The organism is Flagellimonas onchidii, assembly GCF_004804315.1.
Lineage (GTDB): Bacteria > Bacteroidota > Bacteroidia > Flavobacteriales > Flavobacteriaceae > Flagellimonas > Flagellimonas onchidii.
The window spans coordinates 261,469-280,107 of the sequence record NZ_SRXX01000003.1; the positions used below are offsets into that span (position 1 = coordinate 261,469).

An 18,639-nucleotide genomic window follows, 5' to 3' on the forward strand; every position below is an offset into this window, starting at 1 on the left:
CCAGCTGAATATTAAGATTCCTGTTTATAAGTATTGGTGGCATCATTTTAGCATGAAGTCATTATTGGCTAATTTCACGTTTACTTTTTAAATATCTGAAGGTTTGAGCACTTTTTTAGATGAATTGAATGATGCCCAAAGGGCCCCGGTACTGCATAAAGATGGTCCATTGATGGTCATAGCCGGTGCGGGCTCTGGGAAAACACGTGTACTAACATATAGGATTGCCCATTTAATGGAGCAGGGGGTAGATTCGTTTAACATTCTCGCATTGACCTTTACCAACAAGGCGGCAAGAGAAATGAAGAAACGTATTGCGGATATAGCGGGAAATGCCGAGACGAAAAATCTCTGGATGGGTACATTTCACTCCGTTTTTGCCAAGCTATTACGCTATGATGGAGATAAATTGGGCTACCCAAGTAATTTCACGATATACGACACCCAAGACTCCCAACGGTTGATTGCCTCAATCATCAAGGAAATGGGTTTGGACAAAGATATTTACAAATACAAACAGATTCAAAACAGAATTTCCTCTTATAAAAACAGTTTAATTACGGTCAAAGCCTATTTTCAAAACCCAGAACTTGTTGAAGCGGACGCTATGGCGAAGAGACCGCGATTGGGAGAGATTTATCAAAACTATGTAGACCGTTGCTTTAAAGCGGGGGCCATGGATTTTGACGACCTTTTGTTACGAACCAATGAATTGTTGACGCGTTTTCCAGAGGTGCTGATGAAGTATCAAGACAGGTTTCGGTATATTTTAGTGGATGAGTACCAGGATACCAATCATTCCCAATATTTGATAGTAAAGGCATTATCCGACCGTTATCAAAACATCTGCGTGGTAGGCGATGATGCCCAAAGCATCTATTCATTTAGAGGGGCAAACATTAGTAACATCCTTAACTTTCAACGTGATTATGACGATGTGGCGGTATATCGATTGGAACAAAACTATCGTTCCACAAAAAATATTGTCAATGCGGCCAATTCTATTATTGAGAAGAACAAGGACCAGTTGGAAAAGGTGGTATGGACATCTAATGATGCAGGAAACAAGATTAAGGTACATAGAAGCATAACCGATGCCGAAGAGGGCAGGTACGTGGCAAGTTCCATTTTCGAAAATAAGATGCAGCTGCAAATGCAGAACGGTGAATTTGCTGTTTTGTACCGCACCAATTCCCAATCCCGGGCAATTGAGGATGCTTTACGGAAACGCGATATCCCTTATCGTATTTATGGAGGACTTTCGTTTTATCAACGAAAAGAGATTAAGGATGTGTTGGCGTATTTGCGTATGGTGATAAATCCAAAAGATGAAGAAGCTTTAAAGCGAATCATAAATTTTCCGGCTCGGGGAATTGGACAGACCACGATTGATAAACTTACCGTAGCCGCCAATCATTACGGGCGTTCCATTTTTGAGGTCATAGAGCATTTGGATAAACTCGATTTAAAAATCAATGCGGGAACCAAACGAAAGCTTGAAGACTTTGTGACCATGGTCAAGAGTTTTCAGATCATGAACGATGGCACCGATGCTTTTACCCTGGCCGAGCATGTTTCCAAAAAAACAGGTTTGCTTTTGGAGTTCAAAAAAGATGGCACGCCTGAGGGAATAGCTCGAATGGAAAATATTGAAGAGCTTCTAAATGGTATCAAGGATTTTGTGGAAGGACAAAAGGAGTTGGCCGATGCCACAGGAAGTTTGACCGAGTTTCTTGAAGATGTTGCCCTTGCTACCGATATGGACAAGGATACTGGAGATGACGATAGGGTGGCCTTAATGACAATTCATTTGGCAAAAGGATTGGAGTTTCCCTATGTCTATATTGTTGGTATGGAAGAGGATTTATTTCCCTCCGCCATGAGCATGAATACCAGAAGCGAGCTCGAAGAGGAGCGTAGATTGTTTTATGTTGCCTTGACCAGGGCAGAAAAACAAGCCTATTTGACCTACACACAGAATAGATATCGATGGGGAAAGCTTATCGATGCAGAACCTAGCCGTTTTTTGGAGGAGATAGATGAACAATATGTTGAAAATCTTACTCCGGTAAATGATGGTTATCGGTATAAATCTATGATTAACGCCGATATTTTTGGTGAAGTTGATAAAAGTAAGTTGCGACAGGTCAAACCAAAAAGCGGAACGCCCCCCAGTGTACAAAGGCCTAACGAAAATCAATTGCGGAAGCTCAGAAAACTCAAACCTGAACTTTCGTCCCCCAACAATGGTAAAAATTCCATCGATGCCAATCTAGTTGAAGGCGCTTTGGTCAATCATACCCGTTTTGGTAAGGGAAAAGTACTCAAAATCGAAGGAGTAGGGAATGATAAAAAGGCTGAAATCCAATTTGATCGGGGAGATATTAAAAAACTCCTTCTCAGATTTGCCAAGTTAGAAGTATTGGAAGGGTAATTCAGGGTTAAGATACCTTGGGAATACTTTCTCCGTTTAAATTCGAATTATCTACTTGGGGGTTAGAAGTTGTATTTGGTTATGCCATCACCTACCGTATCAAGTCCTCACCTTCTAAGCTGGCTTGACTATATCTTGTTCCGTCAAATTTGATGAGGCTATATCTTCCAGTAGAATCTTTAAGTTGAGGTATTTTTATTTGTTCTCCCTTTTGTTCAATTTTAAAATCGGCCAAGTTAAGAGGATAATTCACATTGGTGGACAATAGAGTAATCGATTCCCTTCTATCGGGAAAAACTTTTTCCAGTTCAATACCATTATTTTTTATCGAATATGCATCCAAACGGACATATTTTTCACCTTCTTTTGACTTTTCGAGACCGTGAAGAATATAAATGGGTAGATTTCCTTTGATGGATTGTACGGTATATATCTGATCATAAATTACGGAGCCATTGTATAATGAAGTCGGTATCACCTTTTGGTTTTTTAAGTACAAGGCGATGTTCCTATGACCTGATGCGGATGAATTGCTATACGTATTCCAAGTGAAAACAGCAAGTTTTCCATCATTGGACATGGTAAAAGAGAAGTGTTGTTTTTTTGATTTATATGACCTGTCGATTTCCTGGAGTAACTTTGGGGAGTTCACTTTTTCAATAAAAACCCTAATAGTTTCATTTAACTGGGCTATAGAATCTTCTGAGCCTCTGGAATGCAAAGAAGATAGTTCTTCCATCGATTTATTTAACGAATCCACAAAAGCTTTACCAGATTGAACTTGTTTTGTACTGTGTGAATCATTTTTGTTATTGCAACAAATTAGAACAGGAAACAGAGTAAGTAAGAGCCATTTTGTTAAAACATCCATAGTTTTTCTTTTTCATTGTAAAGATGGATGTCTAAAACAAGAAAAGGTTGTTTCAATTTATGGATAATAAGTTTTAATTGACGAATGGCGGGTTTGGGTTGACGAAATTATTTTCGTGTAATTTTGAAATATGGCAAATCATTGCTTTGTAACATTCAATTTTGGGCATGGCAGAATTTATAAAACTATTTGAGGAAAACCCTAATCCGAAACAAGTAGAGAAAATTGGAGAGATACTCCGAAGAGGAGGATTGGCGATTTACCCGACTGATACTGTTTATAGTTTGGGTTGCGATATCACAAATTCCAAAGCTTTGCATCGCATTGCTAGAATCAAGGGCATAAAACTGGAAAAAGCAAATTGGTCTTTTGTTTGTGCAGATTTGAGCAACCTTTCTGACTTTGTACGACAAATCGATACGGCTACCTTCAAAATATTGAAGAGAGCTTTGCCAGGACCTTATACGTTTATACTCCCAGGAAATAATAATCTCCCAAAGGATTTTAAGAAAAAAAAGACCGTGGGTATTCGTGTTCCCGATAATTCTATCACCAAAGCATTGATTGCAGAATTGGGGAACCCCATTGTCTCTACTTCTATTTATGATGAAGATGATATTTTAGAATACACAACCGACCCAGAACTCATTTATGAGAAGTGGCAAAGTCTAGTGGATGTGGTTATTGACGGTGGGTATGGAGGAAACGTGGCATCTACGGTTATTGATTTGTCCACTGGCTATCCTGAAGTGGTAAGGGAGGGTAAGGGAGAGTTGGATATATTATAAAATAAAAAAAGCGGCCGAATAGGCCGCTTTACATATCTTGGTTTTCCTTCAATTAATTTCCAGAGCCTCCAATAGCAGGGTCTTTCATACCTTCTTCAATCATACTGTAGAATTGATCGATTTTAGGTAACACCACAATGCGGGTTCTTCTGTTTTTGGCCCTTCCGGCAGCATCATCATTAGATGCAACAGGGATATAATAGCTTCTTCCGGCAGCGGTCATACGCTTTGGATCTACATTAAAGTCGTTTTGTAAAGTTCTAACTATAGATGTAGCACGTTTTGCACTCAAATCCCAGTTGTCAACAAGCCCTCCACTTCCTTTATAAGGAAGGTTATCGGTGTGTCCTTCTACCAAAAATTCGAAATCAGGTTTGTTGTTGACCACTTTGGCTACTTTACCCAATACATTTCGTGCAGCACTTGTAATGTTGTAGCTTCCACTTCTAAACAAAAGCTTATCCGAAATAGATACATACACAACACCTTTTTCTACACTTACCTCGATATCTTCATCATCCAAGTTCCCAAGAACCCCCTTTAGACTTTGTACCAAAGCAAGGTTTACAGAATCTCTTCTTGTAACGGCATCTTGTAGTTTTCTGATGGTAAGGTCTTTTTCGCGTAAGCTTTCCAAAGACTTCTCAAGATTCTCCGCACCCTTGGTGGTCAAGGTGGTCAAGTTGCCCATATTGTTGATCAACTCTTGATTGTTCGCTTTTAAGAATGCGTTTTGATCTTCAAGGGTTTTCAGTCTTGATGTGGTTGTGGCACTTTCTTCTAAGCAATCGTTCAATTTAACGGTTGCAGAATTTAAAAGATCTTGTGTTTCTTTTTGTTTGGCTTCTAGATCAGCATATTTCTTCTGCGATACGCAAGAAGATAGTAGCACTACCATGGATAGTGTTCCGAGGAGAATTTTTTTCATAATTGAGAATATAAATTATAAATGTGTTTGTGGTTTATTTCAGCTTTGAAAAACAGAGACCAAAATTATATAAAATGCAATGCTTGCAGGGCCTGGCTTAGTTAATCTTTTACTAAAATGTTAAAACTCTTTACTTGATTTACGAAATGTGACCAGACAATGGATCTTGTGGAATAGTATTTTTGCAAAAAATTAGCTTTTTCCCTTTTTCCGTAAATTTTTCTAAAATTAGCATAAAAACTTAGATGTGCCCTTAGAATTGCAAAGCAATGGGTGAATTTTAATTGAAAAATAAAACGAAGGCCTGCAATACCATCCAATAGCAATCGTAAAAGTATGATGGTAAACGCTCTTTTACTAGGAAGATTCTTGGTGATTGAATAAAGGGAGTTTCGAAAATTGAGAAAGGTTTTTTTTGGGTCCATGTTTTTTAAGGTCGACCCTCCTAAATGAAATACATGGGTTTCGCCAACATAAAAGACCTTATGACCCAAATTTTTAGCTCTCCAGCACAAATCGATTTCTTCTTGATGCGCAAAATAATCCTCATCAAAACCATTTAGGGCTTTGAATACCTCACTTTTAATAAACATACAGGCTCCTGTTGCCCAAAACACTTCCTTGATGTCATTATATTGCCCTTGATCCTTTTCCAAAGCCTGAAAAATACGCCCTCTACAAAAGGGATATCCGAGCATATCAATAAAACCGCCTGCCGCGCCAGCATATTCAAAGTATTCTTTTCGATTCAAGTCAAGAATCTTAGGTTGAAGAATGGCTACTTCGGGAATGTTATTAAAAGTCTCCAAAACAGGGGTAAGCCAATTAGAGGTAACTTCCACATCTGAATTCAATAAACAGAAAATATCGGCGTCTATGCTTTTTAAACCGTCGTTATATCCCTTTGCAAAACCACCGTTGGAAGAATTCTTAACGACGCCTACATTAGGATAATTATTCTTCAAAAATGAAATAGAATCATCTGTACTGGCATTGTCCACAACGTAAACATTCGCTCCTTCAGAATTGGCAATAACAGATGGAAGGAATCTTTCTAGCAAGTTCCTGCCGTTCCAGTTTAATATGACGATGGCAACGTTCAAAACGGCAGCAAATTAACGGCTAAAATCAGGAATTTCCTTCAAAAACACATATTTTTCACGTTTAAAATCCATTTTGCAGTAATAGTGTTCCATTCCGTTGGTAACCATGAGGTGATTAGATTTTAAAGTATAATTGTACTGAGCTATTTGATTAAAGGTAGATTGATTAATCTTTATGTCGGGAGCTTTGCATTCCACTAAAACCTCAATACTACCATTTGGTTTAAAGACTACGATATCGTATCGTTTTTTTAAATTGTTTACAGTCAATTGTTTTTCTACATTGAGAAGACTTTGCGGATACTTCTTTGTAAAAATTAAAAAATGAAGCACATGTTGCCGAACCCATTCTTCTGGTTGTAGCAACACAAATTTTTTGCGTACGATGTCAAAAATATGGATGCTATTTTCGCTATTTTTGATTCTAAACGTATACTTTGGAAAGTTCAATGGCTGCATTGGACAAATTTGATGATTTTTTCTGAATGGACAGGATTAAAGAAATAGTAGAAAATATAAACCAGGGCACGCCTAAACCTGTTTATTTTTTAATGGGGGATGAACCTTATTATATTGACAAAATTTCACAGTATGTAGCTGACCATGTATTGGCTGAGGAAGAAAGAGGGTTTAATCAAATGGTATTGTATGGAAAGGATACCAGTGTAGATGAAGTAGTTTCGAACGCCAAGAGATTTCCAATGATGGCAGAACATCAGGTGGTTATTGTAAAGGAGGCTCAACACCTATCCCGAACTATTGAAAATTTGGTGCCATATGTTGAAAATCCGCAACCATCAACCATATTAGTGCTTTGTTACAAATACAAAAAGCTGGACAAGCGAAAAAAACTGTATAAGGCCATTCAAAAAAAGGGAGAGCTTTTTGAAAGTAAAAAGTTATATGAAAATCAAGTTTCTGAATGGATTAGAAGGACATTAAGCGGGAAAAAATATAAAATCTCTCCTAAGGCCAGTATATTGTTGGTAGAATTTTTAGGTACTGACTTGAGTAAAATCAACAATGAACTGGATAAGCTGACCTTAATTATTCCGGAAGGAACCGAGATTACACCAGAGTTGATTGAACAGCATATCGGTATTAGCAAAGACTTTAACAATTTTGAGCTTAAAAAAGCTATTGGGGAGAAAAATATGCAAAAGGTGACCCGTATAATAGATTACTTCGCCCAGAATCCAAAAGACAATCCTTTTGTGGTCACCATTTCTTTGTTGAGCACTTTTTTTACACAACTTTTACAATATCATGGTCTTAAAGATCATTCACCGAACAATGTGTCAAAAGTATTGGGAATCAACCCATATTTTGTGAATGAGTTCACAACTGCAGCGAAAAACTATCCCATGAAACAGGTCAGTGGAATTGTTTCGGGATTAAGGCAACTCGACCTAAAAAGCAAAGGTGTAAACGCCAATGGTATTTCTCAGGCAGATTTGCTAAAAGAATTGCTTGTTCAGGTAGACTAATTATTTTTTGTCTACACTATATTTTCCAGGTCCCAACAAATAAATTACTACAAAAACGACAAAGTAAAGTATTGGAAGTTCTTTGTCTCCCAAAGAATCGGAAGCATGAAAAATAAAAGCGGCTACAAACATTGTAATGGCAGCTGGTATTGCCGCCCACCTTGTTTTAAACCCAATAATTATTAGTAGGGGACATATGAATTCACCCACTACGGTTAAAAATAGCGAGGGAGCCTGTCCGATGCCTATCGGATTTAAAAACTCAGTATCACCACTAATAAGTTTTTGAAGTTTAGGGTAGCCATGGGTCATTAAAAGTGCGGATGGGACTATACGAAGAAGTGCTAGACCTAGATGTACCAAAAGATTGTTTTTCATCACGGGGGATTTTTAATTTCCCGTGAATGTATAAATAAAGTCTGAATTTGAGAGTCCCTATTCGATTAAAAGCAGGGGTAAGGAAAAGATTTCACTAAAAATTTACCTTAGGTTAGGGTAGGCACTTGGATTTACCTCATTCATAATTTCGTAAACTTTTTCGAAGATATCCTCAGCGTTGGGTTTAGAGAAATAATCACCATCGGAGGCGTATGCCGGCCTATGTTCCTTTGAGGTCAGGGTTTGCGGAGCGCTGTCCAGATATTTATATCCTCCTTGCTTTTCCAGTATTTCCTGTATCAAATAGGCAGAGCATCCACCAGGAACATCTTCATCAATAATAAGTAGTCTATTTGTTTTTTTAAGGCTCTCTACCACTTGGTGATCTAAATCAAAAGGTAATAGCGATTGCGCATCAATAACTTCGACGTCAATTCCAACTTCTTGGAGTTCTGAAGCCACTTTTTCTACAATCCTCAAAGTAGAACCGTATGAAAGCAAGGTAATATCGGAGCCTTCTTTCATTACCTCAACCTTTCCAATTGGTGTGCAGAATTCACCCAAATTGGTAGGTTTCTTTTCTTTTAAACGATATCCATTCAGACTCTCAATAATAATTGCTGGTTCGTCACTTTTCATAAGTGTGTTGTAGAAACCTGCTGCTTGGGTCATATTTCGTGGGACAAGTATGTACATTCCACGAAGCAGATGAATGAGTCCTCCCATTGGAGATCCAGAATGCCAAATGCCCTCTAAGCGGTGACCACGGGTTCTAACAATAAGCGGTGCCTTTTGTTTGCCTACGGTACGATATAGTAATGAGGCCAAATCATCACTTAAAGTCTGGATTCCATAGAGAATGTAATCTAAATACTGTATTTCTGCGATGGGCCTTAATCCTCTTAGTGCAAGGCCAATACCTTGTCCAATAATTGTTGTTTCTCTAATACCTGTGTCTGCAATGCGCAGTTCACCATATTTTTTTTGAAGGCCCTCAAGCCCTTGGTTAACATCTCCAATACTGCCTGTATCTTCGCCGAATACTAGTGCTTCCGGATATTTTTCGAATAGGGCATCAAAATTATCTCTAATAATGATTCTGCCATCCACCATTTCATCCTCATCTGGATATTGAGGCGCAAGAAGCTTGACGTTGGTAGCCTTATCTTCAAGCTCATTGTAAAGATGTGAGCTGTATTTGGGCTGAACGCTGCTTAAGAAATTGTCTATCCATTGTTGAAGCGCAAGTTTTTCCTTTGATGATTCACCCAAAAGATAACGTAATGCCTTTCTGGACATAGAGGCTAAATCTTTTTTTAACGGCTCTTCAATCGCAATAAGGTCGTTTTTTACTTTTGTGATAAAATTACGGTTTAGACTTTGGTTTGCAACATTGCCCAAAAGCTTAACTAGTTGTCTTTTTGCATCCAAATGGGGCTTTAGGAATTCTGACCATGCTTCTTTCTTGGCAGCCCTGATTTTGTGCTTTATTTCCCTTTCTAGGCTCTTAAGTTCTTCTTCTGTGGAAATGTTATTTTCAAGAATCCACTCTCGAAACCTTTTGTTGCAGTCGTTTTCGCGTTCCCATTCCAATCGTTCTTGGGATTTGTAGCGCTCATGTGAACCGGATGTAGAATGTCCTTGAGGTTGAGTGAGCTCGGTAACATGAATCAGGACAGGAATGTGGTTTTCCCTCGCCACGTCCGAGGCATTTTCAAAAGCGTGTATAAGCCCTGTATAGTCCCATCCTTTGACCTTTAGGATTTCAAAACCTTCATGGTTTTCATCACGTTGCAGTCCTTTCAAAGCTTCAGAAATGTCCCCTTTTGTGGTATGGAATTCAGATGGTACAGAAATCCCATAATCATCATCCCATATGCAAATTACCATTGGAACCTGCATTACACCAGCGGCATTCATGGTTTCAAAGAAATGCCCTTCACTTGTGCTTGCATTACCGATAGTGCCCCAAGCAACTTCATTTCCGTCTTTGGAAAAATTGGTTTGGTCTATTTCCTTTAAGCTACGATATATTTTTGATGCTTGTGCCAAACCAAGAAGCCTAGGCATTTGCCCAGCCGTGCATGATATGTCGGCACTGCTATTTTTTTGTTTGGTCAAATCTTTCCAAGTACCGTCTTCATTCAAACTATGTGTTACAAAATGACCTCCCATTTGTCTCCCAGCACTCATGGGTTCTTTTTCAAGGTCAGTTGTGGCATAAAGACCGTGGAAAAATTCTTTAGGGTTTAAATAGCCCAAAGACATCATAAATGTCTGGTCTCGGTAGTATCCACTTCTAAAATCTCCATCCTGAAATGCCCGCGCCATGGCCAATTGGGGTAATTCCTTGCCATCGCCAAAAATTCCAAACTTAGCTTTTCCTGAAAGTACCTCCCGTCTTCCCAAAAGGCTACATTCCCGACTGGTGACCGCAACTTTATAATCCTCAAGAATTTGCAATTGAAAATCATCGAAGGAAATGTCATTGCTTGTCTTTGGGTTGGGTTTCATAGGTTATGAAGGATTTTTTGCAAAAATACTAAAACACATCCGTATTGGCAATAACGTAGAGTGTTAATAATGTGATAATATATCAATAAAATGAATGATTCAAAATAAATTTTTCAATCATTGTGTTTTTATCGAAGTATTTTTTGTGAATATGATAATTAAAACCATTTTCGTGTAAATAGCCCTATTAGCGTTTTAGGACTAATGGTCACTACAAACCTGATACGTTCTCCATAATCTTTATCCGCAATTTCCCATCCCAGATTGGAATATACCGGAAAGTAAAGCTCGAAATAATCAGTGACTAAGTTTAAGCGAATACCGGAGTCGTACACAAATCGGGCATTTTCCCCTTTGTTTTTTATGTAGCCCATATCTCCATATGCTTCAATCCATTTCCAAATATTGGTACTTACGTTTGTTGTGGCTATCCAATCGTTGGCAAAGGGGTTTTTCAGTTTAGACTTGAATCCCCCTTCAGCAATAATGATTTGTTGACTGTAAATTCCTGAATTCTCAGACCGTCCTAAATAGTTTAAATCGAACAGATAATCTGTTGGGCGGTCAAGAGCAAAACTGAAAAAGTCAGAATCCGTTTTGTTTCTCAAAAATTTACCAGCATAAAAACGCACATTTACCTGTCTATTGCTTTGAAACAGTTTTCTGTACTCCAATTCAAATGCGAGTTTGGTGAATTGACTGGAGTGTTGGGCATCCAAAAGCCATGACGAATAATTGAGGATATTATTGTCTACATCTCTAAACCTGACATTGAAAACACTGTAGTCAGGATCGGTATCAATTTGGTCCGCTATGGCATCATCAATGTTTCTAAAAACGTTTCTGTAACGGAAAAGTAGTGATTGTCTTCGGTTGGACAGTAGATTATCTGGTCGCCAGCCAAAACTTACGGCAGGGGTAAGGGTGGTAAAACGCGAGTTGACCTGAAAATGGGAAGTGGACCCAGAAAATGAATAGTTGGAAACATATAATCCACTTTTACCATGGTATTTCCGATACCTTAGACTGGCCTTTCCAACCAGGGTTTTTTCCAAGAAAGAATAAGTAGGGGCAAGATCATATTGGAATGGTCTTTCCAAAAAGGTTTTATTGTATATTCTAAGCCCCGGAGTAATCCCGTCATATACATTGAAGTTGGCAATGGGCACATAAAAAACTTGATTGTAATAGGGATCTTCCGTGTCCTTGAAAAATTGGAACTTCAACTTTTTATTACTTGAAAAGAAACCGTTGAGCGTTTTCCAGTTGTCTCGCTGATTGAACTCTGGAATTTTTTGATCATAGTTGAGCACAAGACGGTCAGCTCCATTTCTAGGAATGGTAAAAACCTTTGAGGTATCTATACCCGTAAACCAATCTTTGGAAACCACTGAATCCTTTTTTAGTCCAAAAACTGAAATAGGAACTTTTGTTTTCCTCTTGTTTTTAAGTGTAAAGGTTATGGAATCTTCGGTTTTTTTAACATTTTTGATTTTGTAATCGATTTTTTTTCGGGTAGAAACATATTCTTCAAAAAACCAATCAATATCCTTGTCCGAAAATCGTTCTATCGCCTTTCTGAAATCGGCTGCCTTCACATTTGGATCTAGGTTATGTTCTTTATAAAAGGATGTAATACTGCTATCAATTTTCTTTTGACCCAAATATTCTGATAAATAGGCCATTCCCAAACCAGCTTTATAACCATTTGCTATTTTTTGGTTGAACCAGATAAGTGAATCATTAGGAGTGGTGAGCGCTTGATCGGTATTTTTTCGGGCAGAAAACATGCTCATTAAAGCATACTGTTCGTTGAAGTCCATTTGGGCCAAATGAAACCCTCTGAATCCCCATATTCTAGAAAGCTTACCAACCAACTTTTGTTGTGGGTAGTACTCTTCCACAAATTTTATCATAAGGTAATTGGCTATGGCATCGCTTACCCAGCGTTCTTTTCTTGGATCTAAGAGCAGGGTTTCACTTAAAAAGCTATGTAGAGCTGTTTTTAGAAACTTCATTTCAAATTGAAACTGGGCTTCGTAAGGTCTTATAAATGAAGGAAGTTGATTTACACCATATAGCGGGGATTTTGAATAGTCGATTTCACTCACCAATAAGTTGGCATATGGAAAACTTCCAAGGTTTTCATTTAGAAAATTGGCGACCCTATTAATAGAAATACCTTGAGAGTTATTATCATACTTGTTGGAATCTAAATCAGTGACGACGGTCATTGATTCAGTAACATGCTTTGTAAAAAGATCACTAGGACTTAAAATGATCTCACAATTTTTGCGTCCAACACCTTGAAGTTTCGCATACTGTCCCCCTGGAAAAGAGGTACTTCCTCGTTCATCAAAATTTGTAGCTAGAAAAAGACCTTTCGGATACTTAAAATCTATGGTTGTGTCAGCTATATCCGTATACAAGTCATCAAGATTCATATTATTATACAGCTTCCAACCTTGATTATAAATTGCTGGGGTCAAATACCAATTTTGTAGATAATATCCGCCTCTAGGGTTATAACCGTATGCGGTAAATTTTTCGTGGGGCAATTTTACAGTATAGGTCAAAAAGAGTTTTACCGACTCTTTAGGCTTTAAAGTTTTGTTGAGTTTTACACGAACAATATCTTTGTTGCCTTCATATTTCCATTGCAATCCAGTGTACTCTTCGTCCACAACGCTCATAATGTTTGTGAACCCTCTTTCTTTGTCTTTTGCAAGATGGAGACTACGTTTGAATTCTTCACCGAAACGCTTGGCCATAGCTGTGTTCTTGTTGGCATAAGCGTGGGTCCAATCGTTGAAATATATTACGGAAAGGCCACTATTTGAACTATTTACGTAGGTGAATTTTTGGGTAATATGAATTTCCTTGCTAATACCGTCAAGTGTAGCAGTTATCTCATTTTGATGCTGCCCTACGGAAGAAAGGCAGTACAAGTAGCAAAAAACAGCTATGATGATATGTGAGGGTGAGCCTTTGTCCAAAGGAAAATTGTTGCTTAAAAGTTAGGACTAAGATTCCGTCCTTTGTAAAAGGCATCTATAATTTGAACTACTTCGTCCTCAGTATCAACGATTTTGATAAGATCCAAATCTGTAGGACTTATATTACCTGCTTCTAGCATCGTACTTTTTATCCATTCAAAAAGCCCTCCCCAGAACTCGGTTCCCACTAAAACGATTGGGAATTTATGAATCTTATTGGTTTGGATCAAGGTAATGGCTTCAAACAGTTCATCAAGAGTGCCAAACCCACCGGGCATTACAACGAATCCTTGCGAATATTTCACAAACATTACTTTTCGGACAAAGAAATAATCAAAATCCAAGCTTTTATCAGGATCAATATATGGATTGTCATGTTGTTCAAAAGGGAGGTCTATATTTAGTCCTACCGACGTCCCTCCGGCCAAATTTGCCCCTTTATTACCAGCTTCCATGATTCCAGGGCCTCCTCCCGTGATGATTCCATATCCTGCTTCGGCCACGCTTTCGGCCACTTTGACCGAAAGTTCGTAATAGGGCTCCCCAGGTTTGGTACGTGCTGACCCAAAAATAGAAACACAGGGGCCAATGGCGCTCATTTTCTCAAACCCATTGACAAATTCCCCCATAATTTTGAATATGGCCCATGAATCATTGGTTTTTATCTCGTTCCACCCTTTATGATGTTGTTCTTTTCTCATGTTACTGCATTTATCATACTGCTGGAGCAATTTTCTGTTTTGTTTGTTCCAGCTCTTTTTTCAAAAACTTAGCTGTATAGCTTTTATTGTCTTTTGCCACTTCTTCAGGTGTGCCCTTGGCAACAATCATTCCACCACCTCTGCCACCTTCATAACCGATATCTATAATATGGTCCATCATTTTTACAACATCCATATTATGTTCAATGACCAAAATGGTATTTCCTTTGTCTACCAATTGGTTCAAAACTTCCATCAACACTCTAATATCCTCAAAATGAAGCCCTGTAGTGGGCTCATCCAATATATAAAATGTATTTCCAGTGTCCCTTTTCGAAAGTTCCGTGGCCAATTTTACCCGCTGCGCCTCGCCACCTGAAAGAGTGGTAGATTGCTGGCCTAAAGAAATATAACCCAGACCCACATCTTTGATGGTTTTAAGTTTTCTGTGGATTTTAGGAATATTTTCGAAAAATTCAACGGCTTCATTTATGGTCATTTCAAGGACATCGGCTATGGACTTGCCCTTATATCTGATTTCTAAGGTTTCTCTATTAAAACGTTTGCCATTGCAAGTTTCACATTCCACATAAACATCTGGCAAAAAATTCATTTCTATAACTTTCAATCCTCCTCCCTGACAAGTCTCGCATCTTCCTCCCGCAACATTGAAGCTAAACCTGCCAGGTTTATAGCCTCTAATGGTAGCTTCGGTGGTTTTCGAAAACAAAGCCCTAATTTCGCTGAAAACCCCAGTATATGTAGCAGGATTAGACCTTGGTGTTCGTCCAATAGGTGATTGATTAATGTCAATGACTTTGTCAATATGCTCCAAACCTGTTATTTTTTTGTACGGCATGGGTTTTTTGACACCATTAAAATAATGGGCGTTCATGATAGGGTAGAGGGTTTCATTGATCAATGTGGACTTTCCACTTCCTGAGACACCGGTAACACCGATTAGTTTACCCAACGGAAATTCAGCGCTGACATTCTTTAGATTGTTTCCCGTGCAACCGGAAAGCACTATCTTTTTTCCCGTTCCTTTTCTGCGATTGGTTGGAACTGGAATATCGAGAGTGCCAGTAATATACTGGGCAGTAAGCGTATTGTAGTTTTTGAGATCTTTAGGTGTTCCTTCGGATATAATTCTTCCGCCATGTCTACCAGCCTTAGGGCCAATGTCAATAACATGGTCAGCGTGTTCTATCATGTCCCTATCATGTTCAACTACAATTACCGAGTTGCCAATGTCACGGAGGGATTCTAACGAATTGATCAAACGTTCGTTGTCCCTTTGGTGTAAACCTATGCTAGGTTCATCTAAAATGTATAGTACACCTACCAGCTGCGAGCCGATTTGGGTGGCCAGACGGATGCGTTGTGCCTCACCTCCAGAAAGTGATTTGGAACTTCTATTAAGTGATAGGTAATCTAGGCCGACATTCAAAAGAAATTGGATTCGGGTCTTGATTTCCTTAATGATTTCTTCCGCTATTTTCTTTTGATTGCCTTCAAGCTTGTTTTCTAACTTTTCAAAAAAATCAGCCAATTCCGCGACATCCAAATGGGCGAGTTCGGCGATGTTTTTTTCTCCTATTTTAAAATATAGGGATTCTTTCCTTAAGCGAGCTCCTTCACAACTTGGACACGCTGTTTTGTCCATAAAGTCTTTGGCCCATCGCTTTATTGAAGTTGAGTTGGATTCTTCAAACTGGTTTTTGATAAAATTGGAAATACCTTCATAATCAATTTTATACTGCCTTTTTACACCAAGAGTCTTGGAGTCTACCTCAAAGCTATCGTTTCCACCATTAAGGATAACAGAAATAGCTTCTTGTGGAATTTTGTTGATAGGGTCAGAAAGATCAAAATCATAACGTTGCGCTATGGTTTCAAGCTGTTTAAAGGCCCAAGATTTTTTGTATTCCCCAAGAGGGGCGATACCGCCCGCTTTTATCGAAAGCTTTTTATCAGGAAATATTTTATGTTCATTTACTTCATAAACGTGTCCTAAACCATTACAAACGGGGCACATGCCTTTTGGGGAATTAAAAGAGAATGTGTTTGGCTCGGGTGTAGGATATGAAATGCCGGTAGAAGGACACATTAAATCACGACTGAAATATCGTGGTTCGGCCTCACCTTCCTCCAAAACCATAAGCACATTGTCGCCACTGTACATTGCAGTATTGATGGTTTCGTTCAATCTTTTGTGAAAATCCTCGTTCTCCACAACTTTGAGCCGGTCAATTACAATTTCTATATCGTGGGTTTTATAACGATCAACCTTCATTCCCCGAACAATATCCAAAATCTCACCATCGACACGCACTTTCACAAAACCTTGCTTTGCAATCTGCTCAAAAAGTTCTCGATAATGTCCTTTACGGGATTTGACAACAGGTGCCAAGATGTTTATCTTTTTTTCCCGGTACGATTCAATAATCAAATTCTTGATCTGCTCATCGCTGTAGCTAACCATTTTCTCTCCCGTATTATAGCTGTAGGCATCGCCGGCACGGGCGAAAAGCAATCTTAGAAAATCGTACACCTCTGTAATTGTACCTACGGTGGAACGTGGAGATTTTGACGTAGTTTTTTGCTCTATAGCGATTACGGGGGAAAGACCGTCAATTTTGTCTACATCTGGTCGTTCCAAACCACCTAGGAATTGACGCGCATAGGCCGAAAAAGTTTCAATATAACGCCGTTGTCCTTCGGCGTAGATGGTATCAAAAGCCAAAGAAGACTTTCCACTACCTGAAAGCCCAGTGATTACCACAAGCTTTTCCCTTGGAATGGTAACATCAATATTTTTAAGATTGTGGACCCTTGCACCCTTAACCTCAATATGTTCTTCGTAATCAATCATGAAAAATATTGCAAAACTTCAAAAATAGCGATTTGAGCCTTAAAAAAGAAGCTGCTTCCAGTTTCGTTTTTGTTAATTGTTAGCTTATTTTTGGTTGCCCAGAAGGGTAATGTCACACGGAACAATGTCATCATGAATTTATCAAGGGATGGTTGAAGTGTGGCATTCTGATTTATTGAAAATTTTGATATTGAAAAAATAAAATTGAGCATAATGAAATTACTTGGAATAGGGTCACGAATTGATCACTCTGAATACGGAAAGGGTGTGGTAACCAATGTGTCGTCCAAACATTATTGGGTGACTTTTTTGGATAATGGATTGGAAACGATTGATTTGGATTCGGATTTTGAAATCATAGAAAGCGTTGAGGATGAAGTGGACACAGTGAGTTTTTTTGATGTGGAACGTTCTCTGGTCAAAATTCTCGAAAAATGGAGCGATACACACGAAAAGGTTGCCCTAGCAGATAAATGGAAGGGTGGAAAATTGATTTTGGAACCTTCGGGTGGATTGGCAGCCAAAGAAATGCCCATTGATACTTTCTTTCATAAAATTGTCATGGTTCGTGACCGTATCAGGGTAATGGAGCAAAAGATAAACAGCAGTAAAAACTTAGATGATCAAGAGAAGGTTGATTTGCAGCAATATATCACCCGAATATATGGTAGTTTGACCTCGTTCAATGTTCTTTTTAAAAACAAAAGTGATCAGCTGGTGGGGGAGCGAAGCAAATAAATCGTTCCCGCTATACGGCCTCTTTTTCGGAAATAAAATACTTTGTATTTCGTTTTTGAACACGTTTTTGATGCAATTTTTTATTAATCAATGATTTGATTTTAGCTGTCTTAACAAATTCATTCCAGAGGGTTGGATAATCATATTCGTGATTGAGAAAGGCATCACTTTTATGATTTTTTTCAAACTGTATGTTCTTTAAGCTCAGGGATACAAGTTCAACATGATTTTGGTTATAAAAGATACCGTAGTTTCGTTTCATGTCATAAATCAACCATTCCTGATTGGGTCTAGCGGTTCTGAAATATTTTGAAATCAAGGGCAGTATATCAAAACCTGGCTCAATGCCTGCAAAAAAAACATTGTCTTTTGTGAGCTGAAAACCAAGTCGTTTTTCAATATGTTGTTTTTCTTTCCTAACAGATGCGGAAAGTTGATTTATCCTTTGAACAATTCCATCTGAATAATTCAAAGATTTTCCGGTTTTAGCTTCCAATAGCTTTTGGATATAGGAATACAGGGCAAGTTCAATACCTTCAACCTCACTTAAATAGGCAAAATAAATGTTGGTAATGGCAATGTGGTTCTTGTTTCGTATTCCATTCCAGACCCGTTTTGCTTTTTCAACATTGGTAAAAATAGTCTTGACCTCGGAAAAGAGTTCATTTTGATGTTCGCTATTTCTTTGGATGTCACTTACATTTACTTTTTCATCGAAAGCCACATAGATTGCAGTTAAGAATCCGTTGAAAGTGCCGTCGTAAATTAAGGTGGTTGAATTTTTCATAACCCATTGTTTTGTAAATAATCCAAAATTATGGAAATA

The 18,639-nt window shown here is 38.4% G+C and carries 14 protein-coding genes; 4 read left to right on the forward strand and 10 right to left on the reverse strand.

Annotated features, from left to right (window positions below):
* Positions 1 to 103 precede the first annotated feature (103 nt).
* Entirely contained in the window at positions 104 to 2,434 is a 2,331-nt protein-coding gene (locus E4661_RS05040; protein ID WP_136465733.1) for an ATP-dependent helicase, read from the forward strand.
* A gap of 91 nt (positions 2,435 to 2,525) precedes the next feature.
* Here the strand turns inward: E4661_RS05040 and E4661_RS05045 are convergent, their stop codons facing one another.
* The gene (locus E4661_RS05045; protein WP_136465734.1) at positions 2,526 to 3,173 is read right to left on the reverse strand and encodes a hypothetical protein; all 648 of its coding nucleotides are present in this window, start codon (positions 3,171 to 3,173) and stop codon (positions 2,526 to 2,528) included.
* A gap of 299 nt (positions 3,174 to 3,472) precedes the next feature.
* Between E4661_RS05045 and E4661_RS05050 the strand changes: the two genes are divergently transcribed.
* On the forward strand, positions 3,473 to 4,093 hold the full coding sequence (locus E4661_RS05050) for an L-threonylcarbamoyladenylate synthase (protein WP_136465735.1): 621 nt from the start codon (positions 3,473 to 3,475) through the stop codon (positions 4,091 to 4,093).
* A 52-nt stretch (positions 4,094 to 4,145) separates the two neighbouring features.
* Here the strand turns inward: E4661_RS05050 and E4661_RS05055 are convergent, their stop codons facing one another.
* From E4661_RS05055 to E4661_RS05065, 3 genes are all read right to left on the reverse strand, one after another.
* Positions 4,146 to 5,021: an OmpA/MotB family protein gene (locus E4661_RS05055; RefSeq protein ID WP_136465736.1), complete on the reverse strand. Its 876-nt coding sequence runs from the start codon at positions 5,019 to 5,021 to the stop codon at positions 4,146 to 4,148.
* A gap of 101 nt (positions 5,022 to 5,122) precedes the next feature.
* Entirely contained in the window at positions 5,123 to 6,124 is a 1,002-nt protein-coding gene (locus E4661_RS05060; protein WP_136465737.1) for a glycosyltransferase family 2 protein, read from the reverse strand.
* Between the two features lie 12 nt (positions 6,125 to 6,136).
* Entirely contained in the window at positions 6,137 to 6,583 is a 447-nt protein-coding gene (locus E4661_RS05065) for a type I restriction enzyme HsdR N-terminal domain-containing protein (protein WP_136465738.1), read from the reverse strand.
* Positions 6,584 to 6,609: 26 nt separating this feature from the next.
* Here E4661_RS05065 and holA point away from each other — a divergent pair, with 26 nt between their 5' ends.
* The gene (gene holA, locus E4661_RS05070; protein ID WP_136465739.1) at positions 6,610 to 7,611 is read left to right on the forward strand and encodes a DNA polymerase III subunit delta; all 1,002 of its coding nucleotides are present in this window, start codon (positions 6,610 to 6,612) and stop codon (positions 7,609 to 7,611) included.
* On the opposite strand, the gene E4661_RS05075 is transcribed toward holA, so the two are convergent.
* From E4661_RS05075 to uvrA, 5 genes are all read right to left on the reverse strand, one after another.
* Positions 7,612 to 7,989: a DoxX family protein gene (locus E4661_RS05075; protein ID WP_136465740.1), complete on the reverse strand. Its 378-nt coding sequence runs from the start codon at positions 7,987 to 7,989 to the stop codon at positions 7,612 to 7,614.
* A gap of 102 nt (positions 7,990 to 8,091) precedes the next feature.
* On the reverse strand, positions 8,092 to 10,503 hold the full coding sequence (locus E4661_RS05080) for an alpha-ketoacid dehydrogenase subunit alpha/beta (RefSeq protein WP_136465741.1): 2,412 nt from the start codon (positions 10,501 to 10,503) through the stop codon (positions 8,092 to 8,094).
* A gap of 158 nt (positions 10,504 to 10,661) precedes the next feature.
* Entirely contained in the window at positions 10,662 to 13,499 is a 2,838-nt protein-coding gene (locus E4661_RS05085; protein WP_313779246.1) for a gluzincin family metallopeptidase, read from the reverse strand.
* Positions 13,500 to 13,513: 14 nt separating this feature from the next.
* Positions 13,514 to 14,200, reverse strand: coding sequence for an LOG family protein (locus E4661_RS05090; protein ID WP_136465742.1), 687 nt, complete (start codon positions 14,198 to 14,200; stop codon positions 13,514 to 13,516).
* 13 nt (positions 14,201 to 14,213) lie between these two features.
* Positions 14,214 to 17,075: an excinuclease ABC subunit UvrA gene (uvrA, locus tag E4661_RS05095; protein WP_136465743.1), complete on the reverse strand. Its 2,862-nt coding sequence runs from the start codon at positions 17,073 to 17,075 to the stop codon at positions 14,214 to 14,216.
* A 213-nt stretch (positions 17,076 to 17,288) separates the two neighbouring features.
* Between uvrA and E4661_RS05100 the strand changes: the two genes are divergently transcribed.
* Positions 17,289 to 17,813 (forward strand): hypothetical protein, encoded by a 525-nt coding sequence (locus E4661_RS05100; protein WP_136465744.1) that lies wholly within the window; start codon positions 17,289 to 17,291, stop codon positions 17,811 to 17,813.
* Between the two features lie 10 nt (positions 17,814 to 17,823).
* Here the strand turns inward: E4661_RS05100 and E4661_RS05105 are convergent, their stop codons facing one another.
* A complete protein-coding gene (locus E4661_RS05105; protein ID WP_136465745.1) occupies positions 17,824 to 18,600 on the reverse strand; it encodes a TIGR03915 family putative DNA repair protein in 777 nt (258 codons plus the stop codon).
* Positions 18,601 to 18,639 lie beyond the last annotated feature (39 nt).